The 948-nt window shown below is 56.0% G+C and carries 1 pseudogene; it reads left to right on the forward strand.

Annotated elements, in window-relative coordinates:
• Positions 1–57 precede the first annotated feature (57 nt).
• Positions 58–948, forward strand: a pseudogene (locus tag CSR02_RS12590) (MFS transporter); the annotation flags it as partial.

The raw sequence follows: 948 nt of genomic DNA on the forward strand, positions 1-948 counted from the left end.
CTGATCCGCTCCCTTGCCATTCCCTTCGGTATAACGGGTTTTCTGTGCTTTCTGGCTCTGCCGCTTTCGCCTACGGGGAAAGTTGTGTGGGCTGGAGCAACCTATATCGTGTTTGGTGCCATCTATTCGTGCATCAATACGCCATATGGTGCGCTGGCCGTCATGATGAGCCGCTCTGCTTCACAGCGCGTTGGTCTCAATGCATTCCGCATGATGGGCTGTCAGGCCGGATCGCTGCTTGTCGCGCTGCTGACCATTCCCGCCATCACCTGGCTGGGTGGGGGCGAAAGCGCGGCGCAGTATCGGTATGGCATGGCAGTTTATGTGCTGGCTCTGTCTGTTCTCGGTACTTTCCTGTGGATGTGTGTGGCACGCGGTTGCATCGTAAGGCATCCGCCAGCACCCGTTCGGCAGGATCTTTTTGTCACGCTGCGTCATCTTCTGGGAAATCGGCGATGGGTGCTGAGCAATCTGCTCGCGTTTTTCTATTTCGTGGGGCAGGCGGCTCTGTTCGGGTTTGCTCTGTATTATGCCCGCATTGTTCTTGGTGGCACGGAGCAACTGGGCGCTAATATCATTACTTTTGTCACTGTTCTGCTGTTTGCGGGCGTGCCCGCGTGCCAAGCGTATGGGGACAGTTGGCGCCGGGATTATATGCCTGATCGTGCAGGGAATAGCCTATCTGGCGCTGGCTGTGGCGGGCGCATCCATAACAGGTTTTTTCCTGTCCATAGCTCTTCTGGCGCTGGCTCAGGGTGTGATGTCTCCGCTGTATTATACCTTGCTGGCGGAAGCCGTGGATGATGGGGATTCGCGAATATCGACCGGATCGGCTGGTCTGGCATATTCGATCAACACATGGGTTACGAAGCTGGCAATGGGGCTGACCGGCTTTGTTCTGGCGCAGTTCCTGTCACAAGGTCATTACGTTGAAGGAGGAACCACACA

The organism is Acetobacter pomorum, assembly GCF_002738225.1.
Lineage (GTDB): Bacteria > Pseudomonadota > Alphaproteobacteria > Acetobacterales > Acetobacteraceae > Acetobacter > Acetobacter pomorum.